The organism is Parapedobacter tibetensis, assembly GCF_024704835.1.
GTDB classification, from domain to species: domain Bacteria; phylum Bacteroidota; class Bacteroidia; order Sphingobacteriales; family Sphingobacteriaceae; genus Parapedobacter; species Parapedobacter tibetensis.
This window is the reverse complement of sequence record NZ_JAMXBE010000018.1, coordinates 86829-109065: the sequence shown is the minus strand read 5'-3', so window position 1 is coordinate 109065 and position 22237 is coordinate 86829. Positions and strand designations below refer to the sequence as shown.

The following is a 22237-nucleotide window of genomic DNA, read 5'->3' as shown; positions in this document are numbered from 1 at the left end:
ACCACTCACACCTACGCTGTAGGTATAAGTGCCCGGCATCAGTTCGCCGAGGTTCAACTCGCCATCTTCGCCACCCATAACTGGCTCACCACTCACATCGTACCAGTGGAACACTGGATTGACGATGGTGCTTGTGGCCGACAATTCGGTAGTCAATACGACTTCCTCACCCGGCATCAAGCACAATGGATCGATCGGGTCAACACCGTTGACCGCTATGTCTATAAGATCATCTTCTGTTGCGTTATCATCAACGGTAATGGTAATGCTAGCCAAATCACCGGCTGCATTTTCACAACCATCAGCACCTTCCCGTACACTTACATAATAGGTATAAGTACCAGGAATCAAACCGGCAATTGTCATGACACCGTTTTGGATGTCATAGGTAACACCATTACCATCCATGACCGGCTCTAATTTATCAGTATCAAAGTACCAGCTGAATTGTGGATCAGTGAGACTGAGGGTAGTATTAGCTGTCAAGACCACGTCATCACCTAAACAATAAGCATCCTCGTCAGCCTCGACGGTAATATCATTAGCCGTTGGTGACTCCAATACATTAATCACAATAGGAATCCGTCCACCATAATCACAACCAAAACGTTTCGGCTGCACATATATCGTATATTGACCAGGAGCCCAATCCATCGGAACCGCAAAAGCTAAGCCTGTTCCAATCATTGAACCACCTGTGAGTTCGTCGTACCAATCGTAATCCGTACCACAATCATCAGCTTCCAGCACAATGTCTCCACCCTGGCATACTTCAAACTCACCGTCAACACCGACTGGCACTTGAACTGCCACGCTGGCGATACGCTCAATTCGAGCGACATCAAGGCTCGCCAACGCTGTGGCTATACCGCCGGCACGAATCTGAATACGATCGAACGGTGCATCCACGGCGAAGGAAACGATATTCAGGTCAGATGATCCCGGCAACAAGCGAATACTGAGTAAGCTTGCACCCACCTGGGTTTCCTGTACCGAAGTATTACCATTAAATGCATGGATCCAAATGCCATTCAATAAACCGACATCTATGAGCCCTCCTCCAGGATTTCTCAAAATCACGCGAACCGAATCACCTGCTTTGGCTACCGATGGGTAAAGTGTGGTCAGATGCACATGGCCAGCCACGCCCACGTTTTGGCGGATAGTGGCGAAGTCATCCATATCGTCGGTGGTCACCGCCCATTTGTTGGCAACCCCGTTGAGCACACCGAGTACACCTGAAGTAGAACCTGTCAAGATATCACTTACTTCCTCACAATCGGCTAGCTCGGTCACTTTCGTATTTACGTAAGCCGCATGCACGTCGATCTCACCGAGCAATGAAACCAAGGCCGCACGAACACTTACCCGTACGCCATTGAACGTGACATCAGCAGCCGTCGGTATGACGATATCACCTTGGTCAGCACCAGCCAACAGGCTCACCAGCCAACCTGAATTCAGGTTAATGGCTGTGCCTACTGGATTGCCGTTAAACAGCGGTTGAAGCCCTACTTCTACACCACCAAGCAAATCCACTCCTTGTCTAGTGCCCAATTTCACATGGAGGTCTTCACCCGTGAAGGATTGGCCAAAGCCTAAATCAAAGTTACGCGCACCCAATAGTGCAGATAAGGGTATTGCCACATTGGCGCTATCAACTAAGTTAGATCCAAGTGCATTATTCGGATTAGTAACCCCTGAAGCACTCAAGACAGTTGCCGCATAAATCCGCTCATATCCCGGAGGACAAGCATTCGGATCGAATACTACAATACTGATACTGGCCGTTGCACTGCAATCGCCATCTTCGGCTACTACGGTATAGATATAGGTGCCGGGCTCATTGAATGGCCCTACTGTGGCACCCATTACCGCATTACCTTCTGGATCAAACCAAGTAACCGTAGCACTGGCGGGATCAACAGTGACACTCGGTAAGGTTACACTGCCACCTATTTCGATAACATACTCGGTTGCGCCGTCGATGGTAATTTCCGGAATTGGGTTTACCGTGATGCTTACCGCATCAGACGGTTGGCTTTCGCAGAAATTGATACCGGTAACAACCACGGTATAGTCGCCAGCTTCTGTGGCGGTATACGTTGATTCTGTAGCGCCGTCAATCGGAGCGCCATTCAGGAACCATTGGTTTCCAGCACCAGCACTAGAAGTAAGCAATACACCACTGCCTTCGCAGATTTCGGTACTGCCGTCTACTGTGATAGTCGGTTGATCAGGTACTGGAAGCACACTTATTGTTACACTGGCAGAGATACCGCTTTCACAACCGCTACCATTGACAGCAACCACGGTATATGCACCGGCTTCACCTACCATGAGGGTATTGGAAGTCTCTCCGTCAATTTCTACGTCATCCAAGTACCAGATGTAACTGTCTGCTCCGGCAGTGGCCGTCAATTCCACCATGCTGCCCGCACAGATTTCCGCATCGCCATTAATCATGATGGTCGGCACTTCAGGTGCCGGGTTCACCGTGACTGAAATATTCGCTGGCGGGGTATTGAAACAATAACCGTCTGCCACTAGGAGCACATAGTAGGTCGTATTACCTGTTGGCGAAACAGCAAGGGTCGCACCATCCGCTGAAATCAACGGTGTACCTGTGAGTCCTGAATTCGTGTACCAATGGTACATGGCGCCCGGAATAGCCGATGTTGCGGAAAGCAACACTTCGTCGCCTACGCATATTTCATTCTGGTCTACACTTAATGTAATCTCACCTGCAATAACCTCAATACAATCCGTAGGCATGCTATGCTCGGCGGTTTCGGTGAGATCGCCCGTATTATCTTCATTCGGGAAGGTCACTTCCGCGACGTTGTCAATAGAAGTTACCACGCCTGGGTCAATGGCATCTACTTCAACACTAAAGCTGAGGCTGAGAGACTCGTCCACCGCCAACGTCGCGATAGTTGCTTCCATGGTGGTACCATTTTGCGTGAAGTCACCTGCATCGTTCAATGTGGTGTTCGCGGGGATATCATCCGTTATCGCAACATCAGTTAACGCCTTATTGCCCGTATTTGTTACCGTTAAGGTATAGGTGATGATGTCACCTGCCTGAGCCTGGCCATTGTTGGCACCATCACTCAAGCCAATCTTTGCAAAATCGACACTATGCATCGGTTCCACATCGATTTCGGTTCCTGTATCACCGGTATCATCCGGATCAATTGGATTTCCGTTATCCACTGGTGGATAGCTTTCTTCCGGTATCGTTATTTCTTCGCTCACCACGGTGGCCACGTTGCGGATGACATCGATGCCGGTCAAGTCTTCATCCACCGTCACAGTGAATGACTGCGGTACTGAAGTGGCACCCACCGCCAAGGACGGAATGGTAAACGTCACCGTATTGCCATTCAGGGTTCCACCTGAGACATATGCCACACCAGCAGGCAGCTCATCCGAGATGACCACATTGGTCAACGTTTGGTTGCCCGTGTTGCGGACATAAATGGCGTACTCAACAGTTTCACCTCCACTAACGGCCATGATGCTGGCATCGTCATTTACCGTATAGGCTTTCCAAGAAACCAATGAAGTAGCAGGATCAACCGGTATTTCTGTTCCAGTATCGCCCGTATCATCTGGGTCTGTTGGGTTTTCATTGTCCACTGGCGGGAAGCTTTCTTCCGGCGTGGTTATTTCTTCGCTCGTGACCGTCGCCACATTGCGTATCACGTCGATGCCTGTTAAGTCGTCATTGACGATCACAGAGAATACCAATGGAGCGGATGTCTCACCGACAGCAAGTTCATCGATGGTGAACGTCACGGTGCTGCCGCTTAAGTCGCCACCAGCCTCATAAGTCACACCTTCCGGCAACATGTCTGAGATGACCACATTGGTCAAATCTTGGTTACCGGTATTGCGTACATATATGGTATAGGCTACGGTTTCACCTCCGCTAACCGAAGTCACGGACGCATCCCCATCTACCGTATAGGCCTTCCAAGAAATCAAGGAATTGATTTGCTCTACAGGAATAATGGTACCGGTATCACCGCTATCATCCGGATCCGTAGGATTTTCGTTATCCGCTGGCGGGAAGGTTTCCGTTCCCGGATCATTCTCATCCGCTTTTACGAGCGCTACGTTGACAATTTCACTCACTCCTGTGAGGTTCTCATCTACGGTTACCGTAAAGCTTACCGTGGTTCCTCCATCTACCGGCACATTGACACCAGTAAACCTGACCGAATCGCCATCTAAGGTACCATCGGCACTTTCTACAAATACGGTGTTAGCAGGGATGGCATCGGTAATCATGAAATCCTCAAGGGCTACCGAACCCGTATTGCGAACATGGATGGTGTAAACTACTTCTTCACCACCACTTACTGAAGCAAGTGTTGGGTCACCGTCTATTACATAGCTTTTCCAAGCGGTGAATGTTGGTGCGTCGCAGTCAGGCGTTACTTGATAAAGCCGTACATTGGGTGATACACCAATTCCCAGCAATGAACTTAACCGGATGGCAATTTCATCAACTGGAACACCAGGAGTAACCGCCAAATCGGCAGCCTCTCCATTGTTCAGTAAGGTTAACAAGTTAACACCCAAGAAAGCCTGCTCAAACTCTTCGCTGTATACTTCTTGGTTATCCAGGTAACCGATGACTTCCAACGTGCCAAGCAAATCGGCACTTAATGTTCCCGCTCCCACGCCAAGCCTTACCCGGATAGCTGTGTTCGCTTCAGTTGCTTTGTTGAATTGGATATGTTGTTGAATAGAACCTGCTACGGCAATATTACCAAGGCTAAGGGTTGAGAAATTAGAGCTATTCTCGTCAATTGCCCAGAATGCATTCTGCACGCCAGCTCCACCGGTTCCCAACAAATCTGCGCTCAACCCTGTACCATCATAAGAGGTGGTGACCGGTACAGCACATCCGTCAAATCCGGCTTCATAACACATGCCGTAGACATTCAACCGGCCCTCGGAAGAAGTAAGTCCAAGCAACGCTGTAGTATGGGTTTCCAAACGAACGGATTGATAAGCTACATCCGGTGTTATGGCCAAATAATAGCGTCCTACCCGATCCTGTACAATGCGCACTTTGGGATCGATGTTCAAGCTCTCGTCAAGGAAGCCATTCTGACTAGTTCGGGTAAGTACATCATTATCGCTACCATCTTTTACGATGACATCGAAGTAATGGTTGCCCAAGGCAGTCAATTCAACCAGCCCAGCCAAGAAATCACCCAATGAGCCGCCAACCAAAGCGTCAAGCAGGCCGTTCTCTTCGCTAATACGGATATAAGAAGTGGTATTCGCGGCTACTTCGCCGGCGTATCCCAATTCCAAATGGCCATCGTACGCCCCAATTCCCAAAACCAATCCGGCATCCGAACGAATGGTCGCATAGCTATTGTGGTTGCCGTCGATCACATTTTGGATATCATCCACGTTTGCGGCACTGATAACTTCATCGATACATACCGGGCTTTGATAAGGTGGCTCTTCAAATTCCGGATCCGGGCAATCTTCAGAAATACGATAAACGCCGTATAAACGTACCGGATTACCGATACTCAAGGCTGCAACGGATCCCAGCTCAAATCGTAACCGATCATATTCTACACCCGGTTCGAATTCAACCCCAACAACACCACCCGTATTAAACAGGCCAAGCAAATCGAGGTCGTTGATCAACCCTTCTTGCAAAGTTGCTTCAAAAACTTGATCGTCACCGTTGAATAGGTATACTTTATATGCACCCAACAAATCTGCATTGAGCAAGGTCTGTGGCATTTGCAGGCGCAGTTTAACCTTATCCGTGGTACTCGACTTGGTTTTGAAATAAATATCTTGATATATCGTAGCGCCGATGGCCGCAGTACCTAGGCCAAATTCCGCGTAATTGGAATTGTTGTCGTCTATGGCATACTGTGGATTAACCACCCCTGCAGGATTTGCTCCATCCAACAAGTTTGCCGACAATCCTGTGCCATCGAACGACGTAAATGTCGCTTGCTCGCAAGCGTCAAATTCAGTCTCGCGGCACATGCCGTAGACATTCATCGTTGTGGTGGCGTCGAGCCCGGCCACTGCCGTATTCTTTAAGGTGATGCGTATTGACTGATACGCTTCATCAGCTGTAAAGGCAATGTAGTAGCGGCCAACCTTGTCTTGTACGATGCGTGCATTGTCGGTTCCAAAACCGCCAATACCCGATGCATTGTAGATTTCGGTGTTAGCGGCATTCCTTACCGAAATGTCGAAATAATGATTGCCAAATAATAGCAAATCACCGACGTCTGCAATAAATTCGCCAAGGCTGCCTCCAACCAATACATCCAACAAGCCTTCATCTTCCATGTCTATGCGGACATAGGACATTTCACCGGCGGTTATCGGCTGGTCATAACTTAATTCAATGAAACCATCGAAAGCACCAGCTCCGAGTACAACACCAGACCCGGAAGTCAAGGTAGCATAGGTATCATGGTTGCCATCTACGGCATTGTAAGGGAAGTTGGTATGTTCGAATTCACCGAGGGTAACACTGCAATCCGCTGTATTGAAGGGCGGCTCAGTTTCCGGTGGTTCGGGAAGCGGATTTGGATCCGGGCAATCTGCACCGAAACGTTTGATGCTATAAAGCCGTAATGGTGAGCTGAATAAACTCAGGTCAACGGCTGTGTTTAGACCAACAGCTATGCGGTCAAAAGCAACACCCGGACCGATAGGAATAGTGACTACATTGTTTGCGCTCAAAAGCCCTAAGATATCCAGACCGGCAACCAAGCCGTTTTGCAGGCGTTGTGAATACACCAATTCATCACCATTATATGCTCGGATTTCAATATTGCTAAGTAACTGTACATCCAATAGACTTCCATTGTCAACACCCAGTTTTACTTTGAAATAATCGGCAGGAGAAGATAAGGTATGGAATTCTACGAACTGGAAGACACTTGCACCAACTCCTGCAGCGCCGATGGAAATCTCGGAATAGGTATTATCGTCTTCTACCGATGCGGAATTCTCATCAATGGTATGGTGAGCATCTGCCACACCTGCACCGCCGACTCCCAATAAATCCAGGCTGATACCATCCGATTCTGAATAGGTTGCAAACGCTTGTTCGCAATCATCAGCACCGGTGGACATACAAGCATGGTAAACATTCATATTGCGGAATTCACCCAATCCCAAAATTGCACCGAGCTGTTCTGTAACACGAATACTATTATAAGCCAATTCAGGGGTAACCGCCACATAATAATGGCCGTTCTTATCTTGTATCACCTTGACCTCCCCCGCTCCGATTGAGCCCAAGGTCGGGTTCTCTTGGAAAGCCAAGTTGCTCGACCGAGACATCACCAAGCTACCTGCGTCCTTTGCCTCAACCGTAAAGTAGTGTTCGCCGAACAGCACGTTGTTCACCACGTCCCCCGCGAGGTCGCCGATGTTGCCGCCTAATTCGAGCAGTCCACCGAGTACGTCTTCATCAAAATCGATACGGATATAGGTGGTTGTTCCTGCCGCACGGGCATCAAACCCAAGTTCGATGAAACCGTCATAGGCTCCAACTCCTAACGCAATACCCGAACTGGCCTCCAATGTGGTGTATGTGTCATTATTGCCGTCCACCGTGTTATATGGGAAATTTGCATAAGCGAAATCAATCACCGTAGCATCGCAATCACTGTTGCTCAGCATCGGGTCGGTTGGATCGGGTGCCGGAAGCGGGCTAGGATCCGGACAATCCGCACCGTAACGCTTCACATCATACAGGTAGATAGGAGCATTACCCAAATTGAGGTCGACTACCGCATTGTAGCCAACGGTCACGCGATCAAACGCTACACCTGGACCTATATATACCGTAGCGGGCTCACCATCCTGCAGTAAACCAAGGACGTCTACTCCATTAATCAATCCACCACTCAGTTTTTTAGAATATACTTCCGAATTACCTGCGTATGCTTTTATTTCGATATTACCTATCAACTGTGCATTCACCGCCGCACCATTGGCAACACCCAGTTTTATTTTCAGATAGTCCTCCGGAGCAGAGAGTCTGTCATAATATATCGTTTGGTAAATCGAATTGCCTAATCCAAGGCTGATCGTTCCCGCACTGATTTGAGAATAGGTATCTTCATCATCGTCGATGGCATTTTCCAGGTCAGTAGCGCCTGCACCATTTTGCAAAAGATTCAGTGATAAACCTTCTCCGTCAAAAGAAGTAAACTGCGCCTGTAGGCAATCTGCATCTTCGTCAAAGTAAAAAGCGTTATATACGTCCAAGGAGCGTTCAACTCCTAGTCCCAATAATGATCCGGTACGGTTAGTTATTCTTATTCGGTCATACGAAGCATCAGGTCGTATGGCTATGTGATAACGACCTTCTTTATCGACCACAAGTTTGATGCGATCAGTATTGAATCCCTGTGTACTGTTTTGCAACAAAACCGACGTGGCACCGTTTCTAGCATCTATCACAATTTCTTGATTGCCCAATAACACTACCCCCAAAACATCACCTAATAATTCACCGAGAGTACCGCCCAATAACGCATCAAAAAGGCTATTATCACCTGCAATTCGCACATAAGACCATGTGTCGGCTACCAGGGTGTTCTCAAACTTCAATTCGATTTCCCCAATATATGAGCCTAAACCTGCAGCGATACCTGGACTAGCTAATAGTCGGGCGAAGTTTTCATCGTCCGTTAAGGCATTATTTGGATTTTCGACTGTGGGATTTCCCGTACCAATGAGAACAGGCTTGGTTGGACTTGTGTAAGTCACCTCATCAGCCAATACCTTCGTCTGCCCATATGCCCCCTCCATCAGACCGGGAGCCAGCAGCAGCAATAAAGGAACAGCTAAGTAAATGTAGAGAAAACGCGAAAATGATTTTTTGGTTAACGTAGATGATGCTTCCATAGATAGCGGATTTATAATCGTAAAATGTACTTTTAAATAGATAATGAAGCAATCCCAATACATCGGAATGCTTCATAGACAATCTGTTATCCTTGACGGTTAAAATACCTTGCAGTTTTGGTATCCTCAGCGTCCAAAAACGGTATGGTTATTGTATCTGCTTATTTGGTAGATGTTTTTGACATTTCCGGGGGGCGAAATGCTCCCTGGGAGTGTCTTTATCTGAATAAGCTGACTTTAGATAAATGGGCGCTGCACGATTTGCCCACACCTACATGTCCTAAGTAACCGTACTTCATGGACAAAGATAACATCAGCGTTACTCCAAACCTTCATTCACTCTATTCATTTTATCTACATTTTGTTCATTTCATTCATGTATGATTATCCCTTATGAAGACCAAGCAAATTATGCCTAAGTTTGCTAGCAGTTAACTTAGCAACAGCCAATGAATAAGGCAAAATGGTCTTTATTAAGGTGGAGCTCCTAAAATCAAAAATGGTGTCTAACGATGCTCATATATTCGACAACCAACTAAACAAGTCGAACTCGTGTTCAAATTATTCATGATGATATGATGGAAAAAGCAGAAAATATCATATATTTGGCTCGCAACACTTATGAAAACGTGCAACAACCCATCCCCAATATTGAAAATATGATGGCCTTAGGCCAAGTCGACGCCGTATAACTTAATCTGTAATCAGTATGATTACAATTCATATATACGATAACTAATGATGACGCAAAACACATGCTATGGATAATTCAGCAATAAGCATCCAATTTCTCATGTGATTTTGTTTGACAATTTAAATTGACCAATTATTGTTTTAAACATCTACCTCCAAATGAAGACATATTTACACGCTTATCTCGATGAGCTGAAGTTACGGGTGCTGGGCAAGTCCCAAATCATACAAATCGTACCGGCTGATTGTTATCGGTTAGCACTTGAAATCAAAGCGGAAACGAATAAAAGTGTAAGCGAAACCACCGTCAAACGTGTCTTTGGATTTGCTTCTTCGGTGCACCAGCCCTCTATATATACCCTCAATGCATTGGCTGAATATTGTGGTTTTGAAAGTTGGGACAATTTTTACACCTACCTGGAACAGAATAAATTACAAACGACACAGCAGAAAACATGGGGTGAAATCTCGCTGAATGCCACAAAAATAAGCCTATTCAACATCCAAAGTAATAAACATAAATGTGGAATTCCGTACCACCAAACGATCGATAGGGAATGTATGCGGGGTTTTGTGGAATATTTCCAGCAAAGCGACGCCACTGTAGGTGTCCTCAGTGGTCCGGCTGGATATGGAAAGACGGTGGCCGTGTCACGGTGGGTGGAAAAACAAATCAGCGTAAATCACGCAACGCCAAATAACGACATTTACTTATTTACCAATAGCCTTTCGCTGCTGCAAGGTACCGCCTTTGGCTACCACAGCAACCGATGGTTGGCCCATCTCCTTGGTTTTGACACCAGCGAATTGCTGGATAATTTCATGGCAAATCATCGGGATAATTCGCCCGGAAACTTCTACCTCGTCATCGATGAATTGCACAGCGATTTGGTGGCCGACAGGCAGTTTTATACTGTAATCAATCAATTTATTGAAATGGTATGCCATTTTGCGCAATACAAATGGTTTCGGATTGTCTTGGTCTTGCGCACCATTACGTTACTTAAATACGAAAACCTGTTTAGAGATACCATTATCAATCCACAATGGTTTTCTGTATTGAGTGGAGAAACCGGGAATAAATGGGCTAATATGAGCGCGTTTTCCGATGCTGAATTGTATCAGCTTACAAGAAATATCAATGAAAAGACTAAACCTTATCAATTACTGAAACCAAAAGAGAAGAATCTCATCAACATTCCCCTGTTTTTCCAGTACTACCATGAACTATACAGTGAAAACTTGAATCCAGGCATTATCAGCCATTTCGATGAATACTTAATCGTCATCAGGTACCTTAAAAGGAAAATATTCAATGGTATCAATACCATGGCTAAACAAGCCATGATGGAAGAGTTAGCAGGATTGATCGAACAAAGCAATGGTACCTTGTATATTAGCAAAAAACAGGCATATGCCATTATCAAGCAATATCGGACAGCCTATAACGATTTGCTTTATACTGGGGTACTCCACGAAACCGGCAATGGACTCGAAGTAAGGCAACAAACAGTCATCGGATTCCAATCAGATATCATAGCCGCTTACTTCATGGCACTCCAACTGTTCAATAGCCAAGATGACCCCGAACAGTTAATCCAGGTTTTGGACCAATCGGCCATGGATAACAAAACAAAAATTGACCAATTGAAATGGTTGCTGTTGTTCTACATTGAATCTGGAGATTTGAGACTGGTCAACCAATTCGAAAACATTCCTTTCATTCGAGAAGATCGATTTGGAATTATCGCTTTTATCTGTGACGGCCTTGATAAGCTCAGCAAAAGTGCCTCACCAATAATCAAGCATGAATTAAACCTTAAGCTCCACAATGGCCAATTTGTTGAGTATATGCTCAATCATACTTGCTTTCAAGCTGAATATGACCTCAACCTTGCGAAGTTGCTAGCTTTTGACCTGTCTGACAGCCATGAAATCACCCTCCGGAGCAAACTTGCTGTCATTGCATTACTTAAATGGGAAGAAGAGGCTTTGCTGCACCAACTTGAAAAACTTTCTATGATACGGCCCGAAGCATATTCCGACTTCGTGACTAATCCATTCAAGATCCTCTCCTATCTCTATCAATGCTTTAAAGGGGGCACCGTTGACCAAGCGACGACCCATGAATTGAACAACTTCCCACACCACCTCCATTTGGTGAATCAGTTGGCCACAAACCAACTGTTTGATGTGTTGATTTACATACTTGTCAAGGTTTCTGGCAACACCGACATTGCCAGCAAGTATAGCGATATCATACGCCAGAGACTTGGAAAAACGAACCCAGCAAACACGTTCGAGCTGGACTTCACATCCATGGTGTATGCACTTTACCTGCTTGAATGCGGTGATATAGAAACGGCCTGTGCACATGCAGCACATCGGTCACCCAATTCGAAAAATAACCTTACCTATCACTTGCTTCATACCATCTTCCATATCCAGTTGGGGAAAATTAATGGGGATGACTACGGAAACCTGGGGCAACGTGCCATTTCAATCTGCGAAACACATGGATTTAAACTGTTAGGTACCTATTTCAGGATATTGACACTGGAAGAAATGTCTAGGGAGGAACAATTGCAGCACATCAGCAACCTCAAATTCCAGTTCGCGGCTTTTGGTTACACCATGGGATCCTTATCGAAAAAATATGGTTGAGGCTTCTAATAAGGAATATTCAATTTCTTAAACACGAAATGCCAGAGCCAAATCGGCCCTAGCAACAATAGCCGAAAAAATTCACGGAGTGATACAGGACGCCGTTCCATGTCCTTGGCGATGTATAAAATTACGAAAGAAAAAGACAGCAACGTACTACATACCAGCCAAATCTCAGGGCCGCCCCCTTGTTCTATATACTCCAATTGAACGATTAAGAAGCTGAATACCCCCACTGTGAGCAGCATGGCATAAGACAACGTAGGCGCCAGACGTAGGTAGTAATACACCATTGCCGCTATGAAGAAAGACCCCCAGTTGATAAATGTATCGTAGCCGTATTTTTCCAAAAATGCGATTTCAGGAAAAGGTAATACCCATACCAAACCCAAAACTGCAAAAGAGAAAATGGGAATGCAAAAATTTTGGATGGTACGGTTGAATGGATGCTGAAACTGCCTGTCAAATGACTCAAACTGGGCGTCAACTTCCCGCTTGGGAGTTACCAATTGCTTTTTTTGCTTCTTACTATGTTTAGTCATTGTGGTTTGCCGTTAGCTTCCGGACTTCCAACTATTTCGCATAAGATACGGACCTTGTTTCCCGGATTACCGTCACCTTAATCTGCCCAGGATAGGTCATCTCGGTTTGTATACGGGTGGAGATATCCGCCGCTAATAACTCGGCTTGAGCATCCGATACACGTTCGCTTTGCACGACCACCCGTAGTTCACGACCGGCCTGTATTGCGAATGTCTTTTCTACGCCGGGATATGACAGGGCCAATTCCTCTAGCTCTTTAAGCCGTTTGATGTAATTTTCGACCACTTCTCGCCGAGCACCGGGTCGGGCACCAGAAATGGCGTCGCAAGCTTGCACAACGGGTGAAATCATGGAAGTCATCTCGATCTCGTCATGGTGTGCGCCAATGGCATTGCATACTTCCGGGTGCTCCTTATATTTTTCCGCCAGCTGCATACCAAGGATGGCATGTGGTAACTCCGGATTGTCATCAGGCACCTTGCCAATATCATGCAATAGGCCGGCCCGTTTTGCCAATTTCACATTGAGCCCCAATTCCGAAGCCATCGTTGCACTAAAATTAGCCACTTCTCGTGAGTGTTGCAATAGATTCTGGCCGTAAGATGAACGGTAGCGCATACGTCCCACCATACGGATAAGCTCAGGATGGAGCCCGTGTATGCCCAGGTCAATTACCGTGCGCTCACCGATTTCAACAATCTCATCGTCGATCTGGTTCTTGGTTTTAGCGACCACTTCCTCGATACGCGCGGGGTGTATCCGGCCATCCGTCACCAAACGATGCAACGCCAACCGGGCAATTTCACGACGAATGGGATCGAATCCCGATAGGATGATCGCTTCCGGTGTGTCATCCACGATGATTTCCACCCCGGTGGCGGCTTCAAGTGCGCGGATATTCCGCCCTTCACGCCCGATGATACGGCCTTTGATCTCATCATTTTCGATATTGAAAATGGACACCGTATTCTCGATGGCGCTCTCGGTAGCCGTCCGCTGTATCGTCTGTATGACTACTTTCTTGGCTTCCTTGGTAGCGGTCAACTTTGCTTCGTCCACAATATCCTTAATTTGGATGATGGCTTGGGAACGGGCCTCCTCTTTCAGATTTTCTACCAATTGGTTTTTGGCTTCATCTGCAGAAAGCCCCGCAATGGTCTCCAATTGCTTGATATGCTGTGATTTGAGCTGATCAACTTCTTCTTGTTTCTTTTCGTTGATCTCGGTAAGGCGCTCCAAGTTCTTCCGCACAGTTTCGAATTCCTGTTTTTCCCTGTTGAGGCTCTCCGACTTTTGGTTGATTGATTGCTCCTTTTGCCTAATACCGTTCTCTCGCTGGTTAAGTGTATTGTTCTTCTGGTTGATCTCCTTCTCGTGTTCGGCTTTGAGTTGCAGAAATTTCTCTTTGGCTTCCAATAACCGCTGTTTCTTGAGATGCTCACCTGATTGTTCCGCCTCCTTGAGTATTTTCTTGGCTTTGGCTTGCGCCCCTACCTCTTGCCTTTTAAATAGGAGCCGCAATATAAAGCGGCCCACTATCACGCCCACGACAAAGGCTGCTATGATGTATATGATATCCATTATTTTTATTTGTTTATTTGTTTATTCGCTTATTTACCAATTCGTTGATTCGTTTATTTGCCAATTCGTTGATTCGCTCTTCGTTTGCTTGCGAATCAGCGAAACACAAATCCGCAAAATGCAAATAAAAAGTGTAAACTAAACGGCATAAAAAAACCGCAATTAAATTAATCAGGTCACATGTATTATAAACTTCTCTACACAGGATTAGCGTATTGATCATGACCAGGTGGCGTTAGCAAAATGGCCTACATCTCATTTACGCTTGTGATATTGAAGCGTTAAGTTTAAAATAGTGAAACCCGAATTTAACTGCGGTAAATTCGTTATTTAAAGCTCTACAAGAACGTTATTTATTAAAAAATTCAGTTAACATGCTATCCAATTCACTTACAGCCTTCACAACCCCCACTTCATCGGCATTCGTGTTTTTTTCGGCTTTCAGCATTCCCGTCGCATAATGAAGTACACACATCGATAACAAATCCTGTTTGTCCTTAACTGCATAGTTTTCCTGAAACTCTTTAATCCTGTCGTTTATCAATTTGGATGCACGCCGGATTATCTCCTCTTCCTCCATGTCTACCCGCAATGGATATATCCGGTCTGCAATGTTTATTTTTATGGAAATTTCTCCCATGTTGAGCTAATTCACTATACAACTGCTACACGCTTGCTACCTGAGCAATTCAATACACTTATCTATTTCTCGCACAAAATCGTTAATTTTTTGCTTTGTGTCAAATATTTTTTCATTTATTCCTTCTTTATCCACCGCTACATCTTCCAGGGAACGCGCCACGGCTACTGCCTTCAGTTTTTCTTCCAGCTTCTTGTTTTTATCGTTACTCGCATCAAATGCCACATTCAGCGACTGTAGCTCCAACTTAAGCATATCGTTTTCCTCTTGTAAAGATACGCATAAATCTAACAATTTACGGGTATTTGCTACGACGTTTGACAGCTGTGTTGCTACGGATGACATATTTTGCTGATTCGTTTATTGGCTTATTCGTTTATCCACTTATTCGCTGATTCGTTTATTGGCGAATAATGAACAGCGAATTGGCGCATCCGCGAACGGCGAATGTGCGGGTTATCAAACTCACTTTCGCACTTCCGCACCTGTATCTTTTTCAAAGTTATAAATTAATTTCTTAACTATCGCATCGATTTGCTTGTCGTTAAGTGTTTTCTCTTCATCCTGTAATACAAACTGGAGTGCATAGGATTTTTTACCAGACGGGAGTTTGTCGCCCCGGTACACATCAAACACATTGACACTTTTAAGCAGCTTACGTTCAGTTTTCTCAGCTATGGCTTTTAGTGCATCGAAACTTACATCAGCATCGATCAATAGGGAAAGATCTCTCCTCACTGCCGGGAATTTGGATACTTCACGGTACGTGATTTTGTTTTTACGGATAGCTTTACGTATTAAATCCCAATTGAAATCAGCATAAAACACTTCTCCAGTTACGTCGGTCTTGCGCAGGTATGTGTGGTCTACTGCTCCAAAAGTGACCAATGATTTTACTCCCTTTCCGTATGCCAATCCATATTGATAGCCTATTTCCGGTGTATCCATTACCTGTAATCCGGTGATGTTCAACCGTTGTAAAACGGCATCCACGGCCGCCTTGAGGTGGTAAAACGACACGGGTTTATTGGTATGGTTCCACTGTTCTGGCACTTGCCTTCCAGTCATGACCAATGATAGGTGCTGCGTTTCGAGGTAACCTTCCTCCAGGGTATGGTAAGTACTGCCAAATTCGAAAAACTTCAAATCCGGCTGCTTGCGCTTCTGATTATATGCAACGGCCTCCAGCGCAGAAAACAGCAGATTTTGCCGCATGGTATCCAAGTCGGTGCTCAACGGATTCAAAATCCGTACCGCGGAGGCGGGGTTATCTGCATAATCCAGCTTAGTCAGTGAATTGGATAGGATTTCACGAAACCCATTGCCAATCAGCAAATCCGCCACTTGGTTTTGCACCGTTTCCTTATCAGGTTTGGGTGATGTGGTCAGCGAGGCCTTAATCTGCCGTTTGATTTCGATATTGTTATACCCATATATCCGCAAAACCTCTTCGGTGATGTCTACTTCGCGGGTCACATCCACTTTATATGGCGGTACTTCCACGGTGAGTATACCCGTTGCTTCATTGCGTACTTTGATGCCTAACGCTTCGATGATGGACCTGATTTCTATTTCAGGAATGTCCTTTCCAATGAGCTGTTGCACTTGGGCATACCTTATTTCAAATACAAAAGGATGTATGGGCACTGGGTATACATCGGATATCGGTGTGGATACATGTCCACCTGCAACTTCAACAATAAGTAGCGCGGCTCTTTTTAACGCTAACATCGTGATATCCGGGTCGGTACCCCGTTCAAAACGGAATGAAGCATCCGTTTTAAGCCCGTGCCTTTTCGATGTTTTTCGTACAGACACTGGATTGAAATAAGCGCTTTCCAGAAACACATTGGTGGTGGTTTCCGTCACACCTGAATGCACACCCCCGAATACTCCAGCGATACACAAGGGTTTTTCCGCATCGCAAATCATCAGATCCTCGATATGCAGCTTGCGCTCCACGCCATCCAAGGTGATGAATGATTCACCGGCCCTTGCCGGGCGCACTACCACCTTACCCCCGGATAAGGTATCTGAATCGAAAGCATGCAATGGCTGTCCCAGCCCATGCAGCACATAATTGGTGATATCCACCACATTATTGATAGGACGCACGCCTATGGCACTCAACCGTTCCTTAAGCCATTTGGGTGATTCGCCCACCTGTACACCGCTGATGCTTACCGAGCTGTATCGCGGACAGGCAATGGTATCTTCGACCACAACGGCCAACGCATGCCCTTCGCTGACTTCCTTAAAAGCCGAAACATCTGGTAAACGGTGTCCACGACGTAAAAAGGCAGCTATATCACGGGCAACGCCCAAGTGTGAGGCCGCGTCCGCTCGATTGGGTGTAAGGCCAATCTCGAAAACATAGTCATCCTGGATATTGAAAAATTCCTTGGCCTGCATACCAACTGGCGTGTCATCTGGGAGAACCATGATGCCTGCATGTGATTGGCCTAAACCAATTTCGTCCTCAGCACAGATCATTCCTTCTGATACTTCACCCCGGATTTTAGACTTGCTGATTTTAAAGGGTTCACTCGTTTTGGGGTAAAGGGTCGTACCTACCGTGGCCACGATAACTCGTTGTCCAGCCGCCACATTGGGCGCGCCGCACACGATATGAAGCAGCTCACCAACACCTACATCCACTGTGGTTACCCGCAAGCGATCGGCATTGGGATGGGGGACACAAGTTTTCACCTCCCCCACCAGCAGTCCATCAAGGCCGCCGGGAATGCTTTGCACCACCTCCAATGACTCCACCTCAAGCCCAATGTCCGTGAGGATATGTGATAGTTCCCCCGGGCTCTTCTCCGTCTCTATAAAGTCTTTTAGCCAATTATATGATATCTTCATGCCTGATTTCGGAATTTGTGCAAACTTAGATTTTTTTTCTTGTTTCTCAAATACAGTAATTGAACACGGACGGCGCGGATATGGCGGATTGTGACGGATTTGGTTCACGCAACGATTGAACACGGATATTGCAGATCATGCGGATTTACACTGATTATCATATAGGGAACCTCTAAAAACCCCTTTTCCAGATTCCGCCTGTCTTACCAAAAACGGTAATGAAGGGGAAGATTGAATTGAGACTTTTTGTGGTTGTTTTACATTTACTTAATAATCAGTTATTTAATGTTTTATTTAGTTGGAATTGGGCATAGTTATCCCATGGAAACCACCTTTTTCAGTTGTACACATCTGCTGATATTGTACACGATGTTCATCATGCCTATTTTTGCCTTTGCCCTTGCCATTCCTATAGTCCGGATGCAAGATCCGTTCATACTGTTCTCCACAAAACCGAAAATATGCTCCACCCTTGCCCTCACTTTGGACTTTTTCCGGTTGGATTCTTTCTGGACTTCGGTCAGCGGTCTGTTTTTGTACCCTTTCTCGTTAACCCTGTCCACCACCTTCTTTTGGGCCTAAACCTCTTAGGCCCCTTTGCCCGTATAAGCACTGTCCACATAGAACTCCTGCCCCTGGTCTGTGGCATCCAGCAATTCGCCGACAACCTGCGAATCGTGCACAGAGGCATCTGTGACGGCATATTTCCGGATCAGTTTGGTTTTGGTATCGGCCTTTATATGGTTTTTGTACCCGTAAAAACTGACATTGTTCTTCTTGGTCCAGCGTGCATCCGTATCCTTCTGTGCCATCTTATTGGGGGTCTTCTCCCACTCCGCGGGGAGTTTGCCTTCTTTGATCTGTTTGTTCTCCTCCCTGGTGTTGCGTTGTCTTGGAGCCTCCACAAAGCTGGCATCAACCATCTTTCCCTCATTGGCAAACACCCCGGACCTGTCCAGTTGGGCATTGAAGGCGGCAAAAAGGGATTCGATGGAACCCGATGATATCAACTGCTCCCTGAAATGCCAATATGTCCTGCTGTCCGGAACACGGTCACTTTTTTTCAGTCCAAAAAAATCTTGAAGCTCGTCCTGTCCAGGATCTGGTATTCCAGCTGTTCATCCGAAAGGTTGTACAGGCTCTGGATGACCAGTGCCTTGAATAGCATCAGTCTGTCATAAGGGGGACGACCTCCTTTATTTCCTTTGTCAGGATTACCTTCAATCGGTTGGTTAACAGTCTGTTCGAATATTTTCCAATCTATATGACGGTCTAATTTTTCCAGGGGATTGCCTAGTTTACTGAGCTTTTGGGTTAAAAAATAATCATCAAATAAGCCAAGGGGATTGATGTTTTTCATGGGTTTTTCGTATACCCAAAGATACACAATTATAAGGGCATTTCAGTAATTTAGGTTTTTAGAAGTTCCCTTAAGTTGATGCTGGCAGATCTTTAACTTTCAGATTCTCTTGAAGTAGCATCAATTAATCCAATACACTTGATCCCATCTACCACAAATGCAACTTCCCTGGTTTCGAGATCAAATGAAATATTCCTTTCAGCCATGAAGTTTACAATATCCATTTTGTCACCAAAAGTGAAAACATCGAGGTTCAAAACTTTCCCCCCCATTTTTTGAAGTTGTTCGACTGTTTCTATATCCACAGCTTTCAGCTTCTCAATTGTTTCAATTAACGTTAGAATCAAATTTAAGAAACATTGATTAATGTTACAAGTTTTTGAAACAACAAAACAGAATAAATCAGTAGAATTTATCAATAGGGAATTTGTAACAGGAAACGGTCGTTATTTGATACAGCTTGAGACAGAAAATAACCCCGGTGTAGTAGTCCCGGGGTGGCGAGCTGGTAGTCCTCGCTCTTTTGACTTCTTGAAAAAACCCCGCCTTTCGACAGGGGTCGCCCCAATGGGATTAGGGGCTATCAACCTAAACCTACCCAAAAATACAAATATAGTTTGACTTTTTGATCAACCTTTACCTGCCACGTGGCGAACGCCGCCGGAGGCAAAACAACACACCTAAAATACTATTTAAAGAGAATACCCCTTGAATGCCATTGGAAGCTAACAAGATGGTGAAGCTCACGAGGTAAATCCATTCCAATGGCTGAAATATACACTGAAAAACATCATGGCTATAAACCACAGAAAAGTAGCCAAGCTGGTCCCGCAGAATTATAAGAATATTATTGAGCTAAAAACATGTAGTTCGTAGAGTGGATGCTGCAATAGCTTATACCTGACAGCGCAGCGAAGGCCGTAAGCTTCCGAAGGTGTTGGAGAAGAGGGTCGGTTGCAAGCGGATAGACAAAAGGGTATTCCGCATTTTCGCCGCTTGCACGGTATCAACCAATTTCCTGTTGCAAAAAACAGTAGATACAAATAAACTGCCGTTCGAATACTTAAATGCAATTTTAAATGCTATTGGTGATTGTTCTTAATTGCGTGGTAGACTTCCTTTCAGAAATTCAGGTAATACATCTTCGTTTTGTACGAGCAAGCTATACTTAATTACTAAATACAAATCTCGTTTAGAAATAAGGTATTTATTGGCGTCAAATTGTATGGTCATGTTTACAAAATTATAGAATAAGTGTTCTTCGGATAACTCTGTTCTTTGAAGTGCGGAATCGATATACCTTAAATACTGGTCGGGTTTACTTTTAATTTTATTGCATTGGGCAATGTATGCAGCGTATACAGAATCTCTACTCTTTGAATACCGTTCCGGATTTAATTCGGCATCCCGCTTGAACTTTTCGTAGTCAACTTTATAAGACACCAATTGACTGAGCGTCATTGACATCGAATCATTATCGTATATTTGTGAAAACCCTGTGTGGCTGATTGAAAATAATACTATTATTACTATACTTTTCATGGCTATTTAGTTTTTATTGAACTTTCTGCATTTCACAATTGACTTATAGATAGTTACACCAAAATTACAAGTAGGGTTGTTGCAGCGTTACTTTCTTGAATGTTTCTTGGGTGATGCTAGATTAATTGATGAAAACTCATGTGAAAGTAATAGTTGCATTGATGAAAAAATTCCAGCAGAATACGACAACCACCGCTATAAATTTGCTGATATAAAAATCGATCTCTTTTCGCTGGTGGAGGAAATGTAGAATAAATGTATTTATTCCCAATCCCAATAAACTGATTCCGCCGAATAGAAGTAGTTGTCGTATAACTCTTGAATCGCTACTTTCAAAAGTCCATATTCTGTTAAGGACGTAATTGCTAACAACAGCTACAGAAAACCCAACAGCATTAGCGATAAATTTATTCCATAAAAGCTTCTCTTTAAGTATATAGGTAATGCTGAAGTCGATGCAAAGACCGATAAAACCTACTAAGCCGAATTTGAAAAACTGCAGTACCAGTAAGTATACAAGCAAAGCCTGTCAAGCTAATTAATTCACGCCCCTACAATGTTGCAATATAGTGAGAAATCGGGGAATTTCGGCATCTATTTTTTTAAATTACAACAGTTTATAATATGGAGTGGTTGCAATATCCGCGTTCCAACTTTCAAACTTATCGGCTTCCCAGCTTTCAGACTTCCCAACTCACAACAATCCACTGTCCCTAAAGCTATAATAGCCCGAATTCGTGAAAATCACATGGTCATTGATCGAGAAATCGAGCAGTTTGGACGCTTTCAATAATTTATTCGTGATTTGGATATCCATGTTGCTGGGCTTGATTGAGCCCGATGGATGGTTATGAGTCAAAATTACGCTTGTGGCGCGGAATTCCAAAGCAAGGCGCAGAACCTGCTTGACATCTACGGGGGTAAAATCATTGCCACCCCTACCAATCAATTGTTTGTTAATCAGCTTGCAGCCCCCACTAAGAAATAACACCCAAAATTCCTCGTGGTATAAATCTTCATAAACATGCGTCAGATATTCATAGACACGCTTACTGCTGTTCAATACCGGCCGTTCTTCCTCCTTCTGCTCTTTCCTGCGCCTGCCCAACTCAAGCGCCGCCACGATACTGATGGCTTTGGCTTCACCTATTCCTTTATACTTGCATAATTCAGTTACCGAGAGGCGCGAAAGCGCATGCAGGTCGTTGTCTACATCATGAAGGATACGTCTGCAAAGCGTTACTGCTGATTCATCATGCGAGCCACTTCCGATTAAAATGGCCAACAGTTCGGCATCGGTAAGCGCCCTCCGGCCTTGCTCCAATAGTTTTTCGCGTGGGCGATCAGCTTCTGCCCATGCTTTGATGGTTACTCTCGATAGGTTATCCATGATACGCTAAGGATTAAAGGTTGTCTCAATA

12 protein-coding genes and 1 pseudogene are annotated in these 22237 nt (G+C 45.1%); 1 reads left to right on the top strand and 12 read right to left on the bottom strand.

Features of this window, described 5'->3' with window-relative positions:
* On the bottom strand, positions 1–8928 hold an 8928-nt coding region (locus NF543_RS22125), incomplete at its 3' end, for an Ig-like domain-containing protein (protein ID WP_444511716.1).
* Positions 8929–9780: 852 nt separating this feature from the next.
* On the opposite strand from NF543_RS22125, the gene NF543_RS22120 reads away from it, so the two are divergent.
* On the top strand, positions 9781–12285 hold the full coding sequence (locus NF543_RS22120) for a hypothetical protein (RefSeq protein WP_257670381.1): 2505 nt from the start codon (positions 9781–9783) through the stop codon (positions 12283–12285).
* A 5-nt stretch (positions 12286–12290) separates the two neighbouring features.
* On the opposite strand, the gene NF543_RS22115 is transcribed toward NF543_RS22120, so the two are convergent.
* From NF543_RS22115 to radC, 11 genes and pseudogenes are all read right to left on the bottom strand, one after another.
* On the bottom strand, positions 12291–12827 hold the full coding sequence (locus NF543_RS22115; RefSeq protein WP_257670380.1) for a DUF962 domain-containing protein: 537 nt from the start codon (positions 12825–12827) through the stop codon (positions 12291–12293).
* A gap of 31 nt (positions 12828–12858) precedes the next feature.
* On the bottom strand, positions 12859–14409 hold the full coding sequence (gene rny, locus NF543_RS22110; RefSeq protein WP_257670379.1) for a ribonuclease Y: 1551 nt from the start codon (positions 14407–14409) through the stop codon (positions 12859–12861).
* Positions 14410–14758: 349 nt separating this feature from the next.
* Positions 14759–15049 (bottom strand): cell division protein ZapA, encoded by a 291-nt coding sequence (locus NF543_RS22105; protein ID WP_257670378.1) that lies wholly within the window; start codon positions 15047–15049, stop codon positions 14759–14761.
* Positions 15050–15085: 36 nt separating this feature from the next.
* Complete coding sequence (locus tag NF543_RS22100) at positions 15086–15304, bottom strand: hypothetical protein (RefSeq protein ID WP_308379332.1); 219 nt, start codon at positions 15302–15304, stop codon at positions 15086–15088.
* A gap of 210 nt (positions 15305–15514) precedes the next feature.
* Positions 15515–17914 carry a phenylalanine--tRNA ligase subunit beta gene (pheT, locus tag NF543_RS22095; protein ID WP_257670376.1) on the bottom strand — a complete coding sequence of 800 codons (2400 nt, stop codon included), beginning with the start codon at positions 17912–17914 and terminating at the stop codon, positions 15515–15517.
* A gap of 314 nt (positions 17915–18228) precedes the next feature.
* A pseudogene (locus tag NF543_RS22090) lies at positions 18229–18981 on the bottom strand (IS5 family transposase).
* Positions 18978–19274, bottom strand: a complete 297-nt coding sequence (locus tag NF543_RS22085; protein ID WP_257670375.1) for a transposase — start codon at positions 19272–19274, stop codon at positions 18978–18980. The pseudogene NF543_RS22090 and the gene NF543_RS22085 overlap by 4 nt, the downstream one beginning before the upstream one ends.
* Positions 19275–19366: 92 nt before the next feature.
* Complete coding sequence (locus NF543_RS22080; RefSeq protein WP_257670374.1) at positions 19367–19621, bottom strand: hypothetical protein; 255 nt, start codon at positions 19619–19621, stop codon at positions 19367–19369.
* Positions 19622–20372: 751 nt separating this feature from the next.
* Positions 20373–20816 (bottom strand): hypothetical protein, encoded by a 444-nt coding sequence (locus tag NF543_RS22075; RefSeq protein WP_257670373.1) that lies wholly within the window; start codon positions 20814–20816, stop codon positions 20373–20375.
* 136 nt (positions 20817–20952) lie between these two features.
* Positions 20953–21339: a GtrA family protein gene (locus NF543_RS22070; RefSeq protein WP_257670372.1), complete on the bottom strand. Its 387-nt coding sequence runs from the start codon at positions 21337–21339 to the stop codon at positions 20953–20955.
* Between the two features lie 171 nt (positions 21340–21510).
* Complete coding sequence (gene radC, locus NF543_RS22065) at positions 21511–22206, bottom strand: RadC family protein (RefSeq protein WP_257670371.1); 696 nt, start codon at positions 22204–22206, stop codon at positions 21511–21513.
* Positions 22207–22237 lie beyond the last annotated feature (31 nt).

Excerpts from the sequence above, each read along its gene's own strand:
- NF543_RS22120 (WP_257670381.1), top strand. The coding sequence starts at position 9,781 with ATGAAGACATATTTACACGCTTATCTCGATGAGCTGAAGTTACGGGTG.
- NF543_RS22115 (WP_257670380.1), bottom strand. The coding sequence starts at position 12,827 with ATGACTAAACATAGTAAGAAGCAAAAAAAGCAATTGGTAACTCCCAAG.
- rny (WP_257670379.1), bottom strand. The coding sequence starts at position 14,409 with ATGGATATCATATACATCATAGCAGCCTTTGTCGTGGGCGTGATAGTG.
- NF543_RS22105 (WP_257670378.1), bottom strand. The coding sequence starts at position 15,049 with ATGGGAGAAATTTCCATAAAAATAAACATTGCAGACCGGATATATCCA.
- NF543_RS22100 (WP_308379332.1), bottom strand. The coding sequence starts at position 15,304 with ATGCTTAAGTTGGAGCTACAGTCGCTGAATGTGGCATTTGATGCGAGT.
- pheT (WP_257670376.1), bottom strand. The coding sequence starts at position 17,914 with ATGAAGATATCATATAATTGGCTAAAAGACTTTATAGAGACGGAGAAG.
- NF543_RS22085 (WP_257670375.1), bottom strand. The coding sequence starts at position 19,274 with ATGAAAAACATCAATCCCCTTGGCTTATTTGATGATTATTTTTTAACC.
- NF543_RS22075 (WP_257670373.1), bottom strand. The coding sequence starts at position 20,816 with ATGAAAAGTATAGTAATAATAGTATTATTTTCAATCAGCCACACAGGG.
- radC (WP_257670371.1), bottom strand. The coding sequence starts at position 22,206 with ATGGATAACCTATCGAGAGTAACCATCAAAGCATGGGCAGAAGCTGAT.